At 49.0% G+C, this 13,924-nt stretch carries 14 protein-coding genes and 3 pseudogenes; 8 read left to right on the top strand and 9 right to left on the bottom strand.

What is annotated here, in order from left to right; genetic code table 11:
- The 7 genes and pseudogenes from D7V92_RS21100 to D7V92_RS22335 all read right to left on the bottom strand — a co-directional run.
- The coding region (locus D7V92_RS21100; protein WP_370036683.1) for a DUF3875 domain-containing protein at positions 1-548 on the bottom strand (548 nt) is incomplete at its 3' end.
- Positions 473-697, bottom strand: a pseudogene (locus tag D7V92_RS21095) (DUF4133 domain-containing protein); the annotation flags it as partial. The pseudogene D7V92_RS21095 and the gene D7V92_RS21100, both read right to left, overlap by 76 nt.
- 10 nt (positions 698-707) lie before the next feature.
- Positions 708-1,004 carry a DUF4134 domain-containing protein gene (locus D7V92_RS21090; protein ID WP_004309970.1) on the bottom strand — a complete coding sequence of 99 codons (297 nt, stop codon included), beginning with the start codon at positions 1,002-1,004 and terminating at the stop codon, positions 708-710.
- 160 nt (positions 1,005-1,164) lie between these two features.
- Positions 1,165-1,824, bottom strand: coding sequence for a hypothetical protein (locus D7V92_RS21085; RefSeq protein WP_121773711.1), 660 nt, complete (start codon positions 1,822-1,824; stop codon positions 1,165-1,167).
- A gap of 2 nt (positions 1,825-1,826) precedes the next feature.
- Entirely contained in the window at positions 1,827-2,255 is a 429-nt protein-coding gene (locus D7V92_RS21080) for a DUF3408 domain-containing protein (protein ID WP_025077252.1), read from the bottom strand.
- 1 nt (position 2,256) lies between these two features.
- Positions 2,257-3,039 carry a ParA family protein gene (locus D7V92_RS21075; protein ID WP_121773710.1) on the bottom strand — a complete coding sequence of 261 codons (783 nt, stop codon included), beginning with the start codon at positions 3,037-3,039 and terminating at the stop codon, positions 2,257-2,259.
- A 323-nt stretch (positions 3,040-3,362) separates the two neighbouring features.
- The gene (locus tag D7V92_RS22335; protein ID WP_199718930.1) at positions 3,363-3,524 is read right to left on the bottom strand and encodes a hypothetical protein; all 162 of its coding nucleotides are present in this window, start codon (positions 3,522-3,524) and stop codon (positions 3,363-3,365) included.
- A gap of 89 nt (positions 3,525-3,613) precedes the next feature.
- On the opposite strand from D7V92_RS22335, the gene mobA reads away from it, so the two are divergent.
- The 5 genes and pseudogenes from mobA to D7V92_RS21045 all read left to right on the top strand — a co-directional run.
- Positions 3,614-4,036: a conjugal transfer protein MobA gene (mobA, locus tag D7V92_RS21065; protein ID WP_121773708.1), complete on the top strand. Its 423-nt coding sequence runs from the start codon at positions 3,614-3,616 to the stop codon at positions 4,034-4,036.
- Complete coding sequence (gene mobB, locus D7V92_RS21060; RefSeq protein WP_121773707.1) at positions 4,021-5,289, top strand: conjugal transfer protein MobB; 1,269 nt, start codon at positions 4,021-4,023, stop codon at positions 5,287-5,289. Before mobA ends, mobB begins: the two co-directional genes overlap by 16 nt.
- 18 nt (positions 5,290-5,307) lie before the next feature.
- A pseudogene (locus tag D7V92_RS21055) lies at positions 5,308-6,459 on the top strand (YWFCY domain-containing protein); the annotation flags it as partial.
- 537 nt (positions 6,460-6,996) lie between these two features.
- Entirely contained in the window at positions 6,997-8,814 is a 1,818-nt protein-coding gene (locus D7V92_RS21050; protein WP_121773706.1) for a reverse transcriptase domain-containing protein, read from the top strand.
- Between the two features lie 110 nt (positions 8,815-8,924).
- A pseudogene (locus tag D7V92_RS21045) lies at positions 8,925-9,782 on the top strand (TraM recognition domain-containing protein); the annotation flags it as partial.
- A 43-nt stretch (positions 9,783-9,825) separates the two neighbouring features.
- On the opposite strand, the gene D7V92_RS21040 reads toward D7V92_RS21045, so the two are convergent.
- Positions 9,826-10,842, bottom strand: coding sequence for a nucleotidyl transferase AbiEii/AbiGii toxin family protein (locus D7V92_RS21040; protein ID WP_121773705.1), 1,017 nt, complete (start codon positions 10,840-10,842; stop codon positions 9,826-9,828).
- Between the two features lie 9 nt (positions 10,843-10,851).
- Positions 10,852-11,553, bottom strand: coding sequence for a DUF6088 family protein (locus D7V92_RS21035; RefSeq protein ID WP_121773704.1), 702 nt, complete (start codon positions 11,551-11,553; stop codon positions 10,852-10,854).
- 248 nt (positions 11,554-11,801) lie between these two features.
- Between D7V92_RS21035 and D7V92_RS21030 the strand changes: the two genes are divergently transcribed.
- The 3 genes from D7V92_RS21030 to D7V92_RS21020 all read left to right on the top strand — a co-directional run.
- Positions 11,802-13,124 carry a DUF4099 domain-containing protein gene (locus tag D7V92_RS21030; RefSeq protein ID WP_121773703.1) on the top strand — a complete coding sequence of 441 codons (1,323 nt, stop codon included), beginning with the start codon at positions 11,802-11,804 and terminating at the stop codon, positions 13,122-13,124.
- A gap of 4 nt (positions 13,125-13,128) precedes the next feature.
- Positions 13,129-13,323, top strand: a complete 195-nt coding sequence (locus D7V92_RS22555; RefSeq protein WP_117833957.1) for a hypothetical protein — start codon at positions 13,129-13,131, stop codon at positions 13,321-13,323.
- On the top strand, positions 13,320-13,924 hold a 605-nt coding region (locus D7V92_RS21020), incomplete at its 3' end, for a DNA topoisomerase (protein ID WP_233572887.1). The genes D7V92_RS22555 and D7V92_RS21020, both read left to right, overlap by 4 nt.

The following is a 13,924-nucleotide window of genomic DNA, read 5'->3' as shown; positions in this document are numbered from 1 at the left end:
CTCTCCCTTGTCGTCTTTGTCAGGAACAGGTAGCAGTAATGGTTCAGGAACGGGCGTTCATTGAAATGCCGTTCAAAGGAGCGGCTTAAAAAGCTAAGTTCGTCCCTTTCGGTGTCGGGCTGGTAGTTCTCCTTGATGAAGAAGTCCTGCTTATGTACTATGGAGTAGTCGGGCAGTACCTTGATTGCCTTGTACCACGCCGAATGTATGGCTTCGTACTCGGCACTGGTGACGGTGAACAGTTCGGGCAGTTCCACCCTGAAAGCCACCGTTATGTCCGCATCCTTTGAAATGATGCAGCCGTTCTCCACCGCCAAAAGTGGAAATTTCCTTTCCAGCGTGGTAGCCTTTAATGTATTCCTCATGTTCTTTCTTCCTTTCTTCTTTTGTAATTGAACAGCCGGGGTATCGCCTTTCGGCTGATAATGAAGCGTGGGTGTCTTTTGCGTGCGGCTGCTTTCATCAGCCCGTGCGTGCCGTACCGTGCGTTGAGCCGGAACGTCTGCCACACGAGCAGCAGCGAAGCCGACACGATGAAACCGATACATAGCCACTGGTTCACGCCTGCCATGAACAGGACGATGAACACCACGAAGACGGCAAGCAAGCCGCCGCAAAAGATAAAGAGGTACTGGCTTTTCAGCCCCTTGAACTCCACCGGCTTCCCGATACCCCTGTTTACCGGATATTCAGACATAGCCGCCGTTTTATAGGAAGAACGAACGCAGGATAGTGGCGGCGACAATTAAAAAGATACACGCCCCGAACCAACTGGCGGCGGTCTTTGAGGTGTCGGGGTCACCGCTTGAAAATTTGTTATATACTTTTACCCCGCCAATCAAGCCGCAGACCGCCCCGATTGCGTACACTAATTTTGTTCCGGGGTCGAAATACCCGGTGATTAGGTTCGTGGCTTCGGTGATGCCCGCCTGCCCGTTGCCTTGTGCGTAGGCACTTACCGCAGCGGCAAGGATAGCCGCCGACAAAAAGATTTTCTTTCTCATTGTGATTTGTTTTTAATGCCGGGCGGCGGGTGGGAAGTCCGCCTTTCCCGGCTGGTGAATAATTTGAAATTTTAGTGGTTCGGCACGGATGCCGTCTGTTGGTTTTCAGGTTGCCAATCAACCGTAGTCACGTTGCTTCATATTGTTACACATTATTATATTATAGGAAATCGTTCATGTCGAACGCTTCATGTTCCTTGCTTGTACCGCCAGCTTCGGCAGGAGCAGCAATAGCCAGTTCCGCTTCGTTGCGTCCCAGCAGTTCCGCCACCTTTGCCAGCCCGCCGTTGATGTTCTCCACCACCGCATCGTAGAGGTTCGTCCCCTCAATGCTTGCCAGTGTCCCGGCAGCTTGCCGCTGTTCCGCTTCGGTGGAGTTGTCGGCGTTCGCCGTGCGTACCGCTTCGCCCAGTTCGTCAAAGCTCATGCCCGTAGCCCGCCCGGTATCATCGTCACCGTCCATGTACCCGGCTATTTCCTCGTCCTCGTAGTCGGGTTCGTCATTCTCGTAACCGGGCGTTTTTTCCGCTTCGGCTGCTGCTTCCGAAATGTTTTCTTCCGGCTGTCCGTCAGCTTGCGGCGCAAAAATAGTATCATTTTCAGCCGCTTGCGGGAGATGTCCCGATTTGTCCTGCGCTGTCCCGATTAGTCCACCCTTGTATCGGCTTTCACCTATCAGCGTGTAGCCTGAAACTTCGTTTCGTGGAAGCGGCGCATCATCCGTTCTGCCCGGTGATGTCCGGCTGTCCGTGTAGCGATACCACAGCCACAGGGCGATATAGTACACCAAAAGCCCGGTTAATATGCAATAGGCTACCATAGCTAAAAGGGCTTTTGGAAGTGGCTTTCGTACAGTGTGTTTATCTCGTCTTGGTACTGCTCGAAGTGGCGCAGCAGAATGTTTTCCACGTAGCTGCTTACCGTCACCTTTCGCCCGCCTATCACCGTCACGATACGCATCAGCTTCTCGTGCGTGGTACGGCTCACGTACAAGGGCTGTCGGTCTGCCAGTTCCACTTTCTGAAAGTAGGTTTCCCGGTAGTCACCCGAACCGCCCTTGCGCTTGCGGGGTGTCGGTTTCTCCACCCGCACCGTTTCAGTCTGCCGTCCCTCGTGGGCGGTTTCCGTTTCGCCGCCGGGCTGCGGTACATCATCCGGCTGGCTCTCCCGCTTGGCGGGTACGCCCTGCGAGATAAGTTCTTTCATGAAATCCTCGTCTATCTTCGGCATCCCGCCGCTTTGCTTTGCCATATCATTTTAATTTGATGTAGTACACTATTTCGGTTATCAGTTCTTCCAAGTTGCTTCCCCTTACCAGCGGGCGGCTGGCGGGAAAGAGCGTGGAGCGGAACACCACCTTTTTATCCGCCACCAGTTCCTTTTTGTAGCGTTTGGTGTCGGGGATAAAGGTTTTCATCAGTGGCAGTTCCAGTTCCTTAATCGTCTTGTCGTAGGCGGTGTAAAGGTCTGTTTTCTCCCGACCGTCCACCATGTTCCAAAAGAGGTACAGCCCGGCAAGTCGGCAGGTTTCATTTTTTACCAGCAACTTGTGGATAGCCACTGCAAACGATAGGCTGCTTTCCAGCACCACCTTGTCGGCTGAAATGGGGGTGAAGATATAATCCATGCCTGCAAGGGAGTTTATCACGCCCTCGCTGTTCACCGTGCCGGGCAGGTCGAAAAAGACAATATCCGGCACGTGTCCGGCGGCTATATGTTCGTCAGCTGTTGCAATCGCCTTTTCGGGCGAACTGCACAGCACCGGGTAGGCTTTCTTCCCCAGCCGGGTAAACTGTTCATACGCCATTCGCTTGTAATCTTCATCCGCCCCGACCTGCTCGGCATCCCGCTTGCGCATCCCGGCAATGGAGTGTTGGGGGTAGTCGCAATCGACCACCGCCACATCGTAGCCTTTGAGGTAATAGAGGTAACTTGCCGCCAGCACGGTAAAGGTGGTTTTGCCGACCCCGCCCTTTTGGGTGGAAAAGGCGACATAAAGGGGTGTTTTCTCGTTTTCCATATTGCTTTCGTTCATTATTGGTTGATAGATTTATTTATTGCTTTCAATCAATCCAGCCATATAGCTTCCATTCTTTCCATATTGCAATCTTGAAAGACTTTTTTATTTCAATCTTGTTTTCCAGTTTTCATTCTTTCTTGAAATCTTGAAATCCTGCAATCATGCTTTCTTGAAATCATGCTTTCAATCATTCTTTCCTGATTGGAATATTTCTTTCAATCTTGTTTTCAATCTTGAAATCCGATGCAAAAAAAGGGAGAAAAAACGTCCCCTGAAAACCTTGTCCCAATTTGTCCTGTGCTGTCCCGATTTGTCCACCAACCGCCTATTTTACAGCATTATAAATCACCGTTACTTTGCAGCGGAGTAACGAACCGCAGGGGGCGGAGGTGTAAAACCGGGATGGTGAAAGGCTGGGCTTGCCGCTTCACGCTAACCCCAATCCGTCCGGGACGGATTTCGATTTTCGTCAGAAAATAGCAAGGTGTGTTTTGTAGCATACAAAACCGTTTTCCGTGCCTGAAAACGCCTTGCCCCTTGCGGGGGTAAAAATCACTCCGAAGTCGTAATTTTTTTAATCCAAAGAAGCATGGAAACAAGAAGAACCAACAAGGGCGGTCGCCCCGCCCTCGCAGACCCGGCGAAGCATCGCCATGTCCTTTACCTGAACGACCGGGAGAACGCCCGCTTCCTCTCGCAATGGGAGCAGTCGGGCGTTACGAGCAAGTCCCGTTTCATCGCCGCCCGGCTGTTCGGCGATCCGTTCCGGGTGGTGAAAGTGGACAAGTCGGCAGTCGACTATTGCGCCCGGCTGACCGAATTTTATGCACAATTCAGAGCCGTGGCAGTCAATTACAACCAAGTGGTAAAGGCGTTGCACAGCAATTTTTCGGAGAAAAAGGCACTGGCTTTTCTCTATAAATTGGAGAAAGCGACCACTGAACTGGCGATGTTGAACCGTCAGGTTATCGACCTGACAAACGAGTGCAAGGAACTATGGTTGCCAAAATAAGCACGGGCGGCAATATGTTCGGCGCACTGGCGTACAACCAAAACAAGGTGGACAGCGAGGAAGCAAAGGTGCTTTTCTCCAACCGGATGCTGTTGGGCGAGGACGGGAATTTCTCTATCGGCGAGTGTATGCGCAGCTTTGAAATGCAGATGCCCGTCCAGCTATCCACCAAGAAGCCGATACTTCATATTTCCATAAACCCGCACCCGGAAGACGTGCTGACAGACCAGCAGCTTTCCGACATTGCCAAAGAGTATATGCGGAAGTTGGGCTATGGCGACCAGCCTTATTTAGTGTACAAGCATACCGACATCGACCGCCACCATATCCACATCGTGGGGTTGCGGGTGGACGAGAACGGCAGACCGCTGAATGACAGGTTCGAGCATCGGCGCAGCAAGCAAATCACCCGTGAACTGGAAAAGAAATACGGGCTGCACCCGGCAGAGCGAAAGGAACGTGCCGAACGCCCGGAACTTAAAAAGGTGGACTATGCCGCCGGGGACGTGAAGCACCAAATCGGCAATACCGTGAAAGCGGCTTGTTACGGCTACCGTTTCCAGTCGTTCGGGGAATACAAGGCTTTGCTTGCCGCTTACAACGTGTGCGTCGAGGAAGTCAAAGGGGAGATAAACGGCAAGCCCTATCAGGGCATAGTCTATTCCGCCATGAATGACAAGAGCGAAAAGACAGGCAACCCGGTAAAGGCTTCCCGTATTGGCAAGTCGGTGGGCTATGAAGCGGTGCAGCGCAGAATGGAGAAATCGGGCGAAGCAATCAAGAACGGGAAACTGAAAGAACGCACCCGGAGGATTGTAGCCACTGCCATGCAGACCACACGCAACCGCAAGGAACTGGAACAACAACTAAGGAAGCAGGGCATTGACGTGGTATTTCGTCAGAACGACAGCGGGCGCATCTATGGCATTACGTTCATCGACCACGACAGCCGGGTGGTGCTGAACGGTTCACGCTTGGGCAAGGAGTATTCGGCGAACGTGTTCAACGAACGCTTTTCGGGCGAAACCGAAAAAATGCACCAGCCCGAAGTGGAAATACCGCAACGGGAACAATCCACGCATCAGGAACAGCCGGAGTTCACGCCGAAATCCGATATCGTTCCGGGTGTGGCTTCCGTGCTGGGTGCTTTCGGCGGTTTGCTGGGCGGCGGTGCATCAGGCGGTGACGAGCCGCAGGACACCGCCCGCCAAAAAAGAAAGAAGAAAAAGAAGCGCACAAGGCGCATCGACTAACTAAAAAACATTACAATCATGCAACAGGAAGATGATTTGAGAGGGCTTGCAAGGGTCATGGACTTTATGCGGGCTGTCAGTATTCTATTTGTGGGAATAAACGTGTACTGGTTCTGTTACTCCACCCTGAAAGAGTGGGGAGTAACGTTTGAAGTGATAGACAAGATACTGTGGAACTTCCAGCGCACCACCGGGCTGTTCTCGTCCGTCCTTTGGACGAAACTTTTTGCGGTGGTGTTCCTCGCCCTGTCGTGTATCGGCACTAAGGGTGTGAAAGAGGAAAAGATAACGTGGACGAAGATACATTGCAGCCTTGCGGCGGGTGTCGTGTTGTTTTTCCTGAACTGGTGGCTACTGGAACTTCCGCTGCCACACACGGCGGACACGGCATTTTACATAGCCACGCTGTCGGCTGGCTATATCTGTATGCTCATGGCGGGTACATGGATGTCCCGGCTGTTGAGGAACAACCTAATGGATGATGTCTTTAATACGGAGAACGAGAGTTTCATGCAGGAAATAAGGCTTATCGAGAACGAGTATTCGGTAAATCTGCCTACCCGGTTCTACTATAAAAAGAAATGGAATAACGGCTGGATAAATATCGTGAACCCGTTCCGTGCCAGCCTTGTGTTGGGAACACCGGGCAGCGGTAAGTCGTATGCGGTGGTAAACAGTTACATAAAACAGCTAATCGAGAAAGGTTTTGCGCTTTACTGCTATGATTATAAGTTTCCTGACCTTTCGGAAATCACTTACAATCATTTACTTAACCACTTGGACGGCTACAAGGTCAAGCCGAAATTTTACGTTATCAACTTTGACGACCCACGCAAGAGCCACCGATGCAACCCGATAAACGCCAGCTTCATGTCGGACATTGCGGATGCCTATGAAGCCAGCTACACGATAATGCTTAACCTAAATCGCTCTTGGATAAGCAAGCAGGGCGACTTCTTCGTGGAAAGCCCGATTATTCTTTTGGCGGCTATAATTTGGTATCTCCGTATCTATCAGGACGGTAAGTATTGTACGTTCCCCCACGCCATTGAACTGCTAAATAAGAAATACGCCGATGTGTTCACCATTTTGCGCAGCTATCCCGGACTGGAAAACTACCTTTCTCCGTTCGTAGATGCTTGGGAATCAGATGCTCAAGAGCAGTTGCAGGTGCGCCCGTAAGGGCATATAATAAATATAGCTTTGGCAAGCTATTAGGTTTGTGTTCTTTGAAATAATAACCTATCACCAGCCGACTTATCCATTCAACGAAAGACGATGGGGAGTGTAGCATGTCGGTAAAGCCACGAGTGAACTAACTGTCAAGTTCTGACCGTGTGGCGAGGTGAAACGATAGATATGAGGATAAAGCCTATACTGGTTGAACGATAGTCTAAGCGGCTCGATGGTTAAGCCTTGACGGAAGACAGTTACAAACGTCAAGCCGTGATACCCAGCTTCGCCTTGTAGGTTGCATGGGCAAAAGAACTTATCACGGAGCAACTACATACATAGTAAAAGACGAAAGTCGTATCCGACAATCTATCATGCCAATAGTTATTATATGTCTAAACGGGGATTGCCTAAGTGGGGCAACCCATATGGCAACAGAGCTTCCGTAGTAGTCCGAGCAAGGGAAAGCCTTGTACATGGCGAAGGGAAGCAGCCAATATCGTTTAATGTCAAATTTTGGAAAATGTGAGAGACATGAAAAGAAATCCAGAAAAGATATTAAACAGTCTAACACAACATAGTTCCGACTTGGCTTACAAGTTTGAACGTTTGTATCGGTTACTGTTTAATGAGGAGATGTACTACATTGCCTACCAACGTATTTATACGAAACAGGGCAATATGACGAAAGGTGTCGATGGAAAAAACATTGACGGTTTCTGTATATCCCATATTGAACGGTTGATAGGTACACTCAAAGATGAGACGTACCAGCCAAATCCCTCTCAGCGGGTGTACATTCCCAAGAAAAACGGGAAAATGCGACCGCTGGGTATTCCGTCATTCATTGACAAACTTCTGCAAGAAGTTATCCGAATGATTTTGGAAGCAATCTACGAGGGCAGTTTTGAAAATTCTTCTCACGGTTTCAGACCACAGAGAAGTCCGCAGACTGCACTTTGGAGCATACAAAAGACATTCAACAATACAAAATGGTTCATCGAGGGAGACATTAAAGGTTTCTTTGACAATATAGACCACGAAGTATTGATAGCTATTCTTTCAGAACGTATTTCAGATATGCGTTTTCTACGCCTTATCCGAAAGTTTCTGAATGCCGGATATGTGGAAGATTGGGTATTTCACAAATCGTATAGCGGAACACCACAAGGTGGGATAATAAGTCCTATACTGGCAAATATCTATCTTGACAAGTTCGACAAATACATCAAAGAATACACTCAAAAATTCAATAAGGGAAAAAGGCGCAAAGAAAATCCGATAGCAAAACAACTTGGGCAGAAAAAATACTACTTGACAACAAAGCTGAAACAAGCAAAGAATGAAACGGAACGGCGACTACTGTTGAAACAAATTGGAGAAGTTGTCAAAGAACGTCTGAAATATCCGGCAAGTGATGAAATGGATGCGGACATGAAACGTCTAAAATATGTGAGATATGCGGATGATTTTCTCATTGGTGTTATTGGCAGCAAAGAGGATTGTATCAAAATCAAAGAGGACATAAAGCAATTTATGGCAGACAAATTGAAATTGGAACTATCTGATGAAAAAACGCTGATAACCAATGCAAGAAAACATGCTAAATTTCTCGGCTATGACGTATTTGTACGCAAATCCAATGACACTCATAGGGATAAAAACGGACATTTGACAAGAAGCTTAGACCATAAGATAGTCCTGTATGTGACTACCGAAGTGATGCGGAAGAAGCTCCTTGAATATGATGCGGTAAAGATTACTGTGCAAAAAGGTAAGGAGGTTTGGAAGCCCAAAGGACGTACATATATGCGCTGTCTTGATGATTTGGAAATTATAAGCCAATATAACTCTGAAATCATGGGGTTCTATAACTTCTATTCGATTGCAAATAATAGTCCCGTCATTGACTCTTTTTATAACATCATGGAATACAGTATGTATAAGACATACGCCGCAAAGTACAGCACTTCTAAAAAGAAAATCATTGCGAAGTACAAGAAAAACGGAGTATTTGCCATACCGTACACCAATAAAAGGGGATATGAGTTCAAGCGTGAGTTCTACGACAAAGGCTTTAAGCGAAAGGAACTGCCCAATCGGTATTTGGATGACAAACTGCCAAACACGGTTGCCATAACAGGCGGCAGAAATGGACTAATCAAGAGACTTCAGGCACGTGTATGTGAAAATTGCAGTGCTACGGACAATCTTGAAATGCACCATGTACGCAAATTGAAAGACCTAAAAGGCAAAAGTGATTGGGAAATTAAAATGATTTCACGTAACCGCAAAACATTAGCAGTATGTTCAGTATGCCATCACAAAATACACGCAGGGAAGTTAGACTGAATGAGAAGGTGGAGAGCCGTGTACGGGGAGACCTGTATGCACGGTTCGGAGGCGAGTGCTTGGAAACCTACCACTGTAAAAAGTGGCGAGGCGCCGGGTGCTTAGCCTATGGGCAGATTGCCAGTGCGAAAATCCCGCTTTCAAGGATGATTTCACCCGCCCTTTACTGGGTAATGACAGGTGATGATTTTTCACTGGACATCAACAACCCGAAAGAGCCTAAAATCTTGGTTGTCGGCAACAATCCTGACCGCCAAAATATCTACTCGGCAGCACTGGGATTATATAATTCCCGTATCGTGAAGCTGATAAACAAGAAAGGTCAGCTTAAAAGTTCAGTGATAATAGACGAATTACCGACTATATATTTTCGTGGGCTTGATAATTTGATTGCGACCGCCCGAAGCAACAAGGTTGCGGTTCTGTTGGGCTTTCAGGATTACAGCCAGCTTACCCGTGATTACGGGGACAAGGAAAGCCGGGTGATACAAAATACTGTGGGTAACGTGTTCAGCGGTCAGGTGGTCGGTGAGACGGCGAAAATCCTGTCCGAGCGTTTCGGAAAGGTGTTGCAGAAACGGCAGAGCATGACAATCAACCAGCGGGAAAAATCCACCTCGATAAGCACCCAAATGGACAGCCTGATACCCGCCAGCAAAATATCCAACCTCACGCAAGGTATGTTCGTGGGTGCTGTGGCAGACAACTTCGATGAACGGATAGAACAGAAGATTTTCCACTGTGAAATCGTGGTGGACAATGAAAAGGTGAAGCGGGAAACCGCCCGTTACGTGAAGCTGCCGCAGATAATAGACTTCACCGACAAGGACGGCAACGACCGGATGCAGGAGGAGATACAAGCCAACTATGACCGCATCCGTCAGGAAGTCCGACAGATTGTCGAGGACGAGATAACCCGGATTAAGAATGACCCGGAGCTATGCCACTTGATTAAGGAGGAAGAATAGCTGTATATAATAATGTATGGAGTGAAGAACAGCCGATGTAGCTTTACGGTTGTTCTTCATTTTGCTTTTTGGTGCGGTAGGCTTCAAAACGCACTAATATTTCGTGCAGGTTCTTCAATGCTTCCACAGCCTTGCCTATCGGCGGCATCTTGCTTTTGTCGAAAGTTAGTTTCTTCAAATCGGTAGTGTATGCCGTAGCCACTTCGGGCAACGCCATGACCGCTTCGGCATCCTTGAATATCGGTGCATCAGCCAGCGACAAGTGCGAACGGGAGTTTTTATTTAGTCCGTCCTCTATCGTCACCCGGTACATGGCATCCAAGAAATCTTCCGAATGTAGGTAATCGTTATATTCCTGATTGTGGTAGAGTGCCGACAAGTCGTAAACGTCACGGATATGCTTTGCCAGCAGTGCGGCTGCATTCTCATTGTAAGACAGCTTTACCAGCCTTGAAACCTTGTCGCAGATAGTCTTTCGAGGATTGATACACTGTGTTTCAAAACTTTCCAGCCCGTAAGTGCTTATCAGTTCCTCTTGCCCGATGCTTTCAAGAAAGGCGGTCACAATCGGTTTGATAACCCGCTTGTCCGCCGGGTAGAACATCAGTTTTTTGTCCGGCAGGTCACAGGATTTTATCTCTACTTCCAAATGTTCTTTCAGTCCCACGCCTTGAAATACATTGTCATACGAGAAATACAGTTTACGGTAATTACCGCCCGTTTCCGACAAATCTTCCTTGTATATGTCACTATTGAGTTCGGCTATGTATTTGGAAAGTTTCTTGTTCAATGTCTTTTCCGCTTGCTTGGACGTACCTTTGTCACCCGTAAACACGAACAAGTCCAAATCTTCCGAGAAACGTTCTATCAGCCCGTAGGCTTTGGAAAGTGAAGTTCCGCCTTTGAAGTAGGTCTTATCCGCATATTCGGACATGGAAATATCCCGCAGTATCTTCGATACCCAGTAATCCTTTTCCACGTGCGACTGCTCGTAGCCGAAATGTTCAGCCGCCAGTGCGATGATTTCCTTGAACGCTTCCTTGTCCGAATGTAAATTCATATTTCTGTCCTATGCTGTTTTATAATCCAAGTTGAACCGTGTCGTGGGAAGAATGGTCTTTGCCATTTCTGTTTGCAATACGGTTTGTCTGATGTCGCCCAGTATATCCGCCACCACCTTTCTGACACGTGGCGGGTAACTTTTCGCCAAAGATACGATTTTTTCCAGTTCCGGCAGGCTGTACCCGTTGAAATATTGGCTCTTGACCCGGTTGTAGATGTCCTGCCCGGTTGTTCCGGGTATGCGCTTCATGTCCTTTATCGCATCGAGCAGCCGCAAGTACGGGACAAGGCTTTCATCCGAGTAGTCCATGCAGTAGGCTTTCACGCACTCTATATCCAAGTTCTTGAAACGGAAACGGCGAACCGGGTTAGGAGTGGCTATCGTTATGGTTGTGGCAACCTGTTCGGTCAGTCCCATTTTGTTATAGATGTAAGCCCCAGTGATATAGCCGTTCAGTTTTTCAGTCAGGTAGCGGAACTGTTCATCCTGATAGACAGGCAGCTTTCCCAGCCCCAGCACTGATTTCTTGGGACGGTAGTACGCCCCCTTTTCAACCCGTACCAGTACCCCTTTGCGGCTCTGTTCGGAGAGCAGTACCGCAACATTGGCGGTCTTTTCCGTTTCAAACGACAAATCCCGGAACGTGAATATACGCCCGGTATCTATCCGTTCAATCTGCCCAAGTATCTCTTTTCTGAATGAAGCCATATTTATGTCCTTTGTTTCTATATGCAAAGATAGTATATTATGTAATCACCTGTAAAAACATAACAAATATTTTGCCGAAGATGTTTTCTATTTCTCCAACTATTGGTTGGAGATTTTTTATCCACCGGGACAAATCGGGACAGCGCAGGACAAATTCGGACAGCCTTTGCCGCCCGTCCAAATATAGCATATTTAGTCGCTACCTTTGGGCGGGACTATTCCCGTAACCACTAAAATTCCAATTATTTATGGCAAACAGAATGACCCCGCCCGCAGAGGGGCAGGAAAAAGACGTGCTGCTGGTCTTGGATAAACAGCAGGGAAAGGTGAGTGCCGTTAAAGGTATTGACAAGGAGGGCAATTTGCAGACCGTACTACCCACTACCGGACATGGCGGCGAGTTCATGCAGGTGGACAAGAACAGCGATGTGTTCAGCAACTTCATTTCCAATTTCTTCCGCAAGTTTCAGGACACTTCCGGGCTGGAACTGTTCAGCGTAAAGGCTTCCCAAGCGGAGCAGAACGCAAAGGCAATCGAGAACAATCACCGCAACCCTACGCCGGAGGGCAACAAGCGGGCTGAAATGCTTCGAGTTCCGAAGCCCGACTTCCACGAGTTCAAGCAGGGCTACCGCTTCGACCCGTCAAAAATAGACTGGGAGAACCTGAAAAAAGTCGGCATCACCGCCGACACCCTGAAAAACACGAAGGACTTCGACCGGGTGATGCGTGGCTACAAGTCCCGCAACACCTACACCGTTTCGGGGACAGTGGGCGGCTTCTACCTCAAACCTACCGATGTCAAGCTCTCTTTCTATCAGGCAAAGGACGGCACGGTAGTACCCAAGCTGCACGGCGTGCAGCAGGACGAAAAGCTGTTGCAACGCCCGTTCCATGAACACGACTTCACCAAACAGGAACAGGGCAACTTGCAAGGCACAAGCAACTTGGGCGGCATCGCTGAAATCAAAGACCCGAAAAGCGGCGAGCAAATCCTCGTGTTCGTCAGCCGGGACAGGTACACGCACGAACTGGAGTATATGCGGGCTGACAAGTGGAAATGCCCCGATACCATTTGCGGCGTGAAAGTCAGCCCGGAGCAGAAAGCCGCCTTTGAAGCCGGGCAAGCGGTGAAAATGGAAAACCTGCAATTCAGGGACGGCACGAAGCGCAGTGCCTATTTACAGATCAGTGCGGTGGAGCGTGGCTTGGAGTTCCTGCCGAGGTCTGCCGTCCAGTTCTTGCAGCAGGGACAACAGCCCGTAGAGCAGCAGGTAGCCGGGTTAAAGGACGGCAAGGGCGTTGAGTTCAACGGTCATGTGCAGCCCAGCGCACAGGGCAAATCCTCCGACAAGGTACAGCCGAAAGACGTTACCCCCGCCGCCGAGAGCCGGACGCAGGTAGCGGTCAATTCGGAGGGCAAAACCAACGAAGCCACCAAGCAGAGTAAAGAGCCGCTGAAACAGGGTCAGGACAAGCCCACCGCCAAGCAGAAAGAGAAACAGGATAAGGCGCAGAACAAGAGTCTGAATGCGGATAAACCCAAGAAGTCCAAAGGAATGAAATTATAAAGGTATGCAGCTAATCTATATTATAGCTATTCCGCTTGTCGTCCTGATTTTCTTCATAGTCCTTTCTTTAAAAACCGACTGGAAAGAAATAGACAGGCACAACCGCCAGTATTACGTGGGCGGCTACCATATTTATTATGACCGTAAAATTTTACGGAAAATCAAGTCAGTAACAAACCATAAAAAAGAAACAATATGATTGCATTGATAGCAGAGAAGCCCAGCGTGGCAAAAGACATCGCCCGCATCATCGGTGCGACCCAGCGTAATGACGGTTATCTTTCCGGCAACGGGTATATGGTGACATGGGCGTTCGGCCACTTAATCCAGCTTGCCATGCCGGAAGCCTATGGCGTGGCGAACTTCCGCAGGGAGAGCCTGCCAATACTGCCGCCCGATTTCCAATTAATCCCCCGTCAGGTGAAAGCGGAGAAAGGTTACAAGGCAGACCCCGGTGTGCTGAAACAGTTGAAAGTGATAAAGGAAGTGTTCGACCAGTGCGACCGGATTATTGTCGCCACCGATGCCGGACGTGAGGGTGAGTTAATCTTCCGCTATATCTTCCATTACCTGAACTGCCGCAAGCCTTTCGTGCGCCTGTGGATAAGCAGCCTTACCGACAAGGCAATCCGGGAGGGGCTGGATAACTTGCAGCCGGGAGAGCGTTACGATAACCTCTACCTCTCTGCCAAGTCCCGCAGCGAAGCGGACTGGCTGATAGGGATAAACGCCACCCAAGCGTTGAGCGTAGCCGCCGGGCAGGGGGTGTTCTCGCTGGGCAGGGTGCAGACACCCACGCT

It is taken from the genome of Parabacteroides sp. CH2-D42-20, from assembly GCF_003670185.1.
GTDB classification, from domain to species: domain Bacteria; phylum Bacteroidota; class Bacteroidia; order Bacteroidales; family Tannerellaceae; genus Parabacteroides; species Parabacteroides distasonis.
The sequence above is the reverse complement of the archived record's forward strand: the minus strand, read 5'-3'. Positions and strand labels throughout refer to the sequence as shown.